This window comes from Mesorhizobium sp. LMG 17147 (assembly GCF_024297145.1).
Taxonomy (GTDB): domain Bacteria; phylum Pseudomonadota; class Alphaproteobacteria; order Rhizobiales; family Rhizobiaceae; genus Mesorhizobium.
In genome coordinates this window covers 1-465 of the sequence record NZ_JANCTC010000066.1, presented here as the reverse complement: position 1 = coordinate 465, position 465 = coordinate 1, and the positions used below count along the sequence as shown (strand labels likewise).

1 pseudogene is annotated in these 465 nt (G+C 63.0%); it reads left to right on the top strand.

The annotated features are described in order from the left end of the window. Positions 1-465 (top strand): annotated as a pseudogene (locus NMG46_RS29595) (DNA polymerase III subunit gamma and tau); the annotation flags it as partial.

The following is a 465-nucleotide window of genomic DNA, read 5'->3' as shown; positions in this document are numbered from 1 at the left end:
GTACATTCGCGTTACAAGATCTTCATCATCGATGAGGCCCACATGGTCACCCCGCAGGGCTTTTACGCCTTGCTGAAACTCGTCGAGGAGCCCCCGCCACACGTCAAGTTCATCTTCGCCACCACAGAACCGGAAAAGGTCATCTGGACGATTCGCTCCCGGACTCACCACTACCCGTTCCGCCTTGTGCCGCCGAAGGTGCTCGTCGAGTATCTGGCTGAGCTATGCGGCAAGGAGGGGATCGACGTCGACCACGCCGTCCTGCCGCTGGTGGTGCGTGCCGGTGGTGGGTCGGTGCGAGACAGCCTTTCGGTGCTCGATCAGCTTCTCGGCGGTGCTGCTGACGGCCACGTCAGCTACGAGCAGGCGGCGGCCCTACTCGGCTACACCCCAGAGGCTCTCCTGGACGAGATCGTCGACGCCTTCGCCGCCGGGGACGCCCACCAGGTTTTTGCCACGATCGAC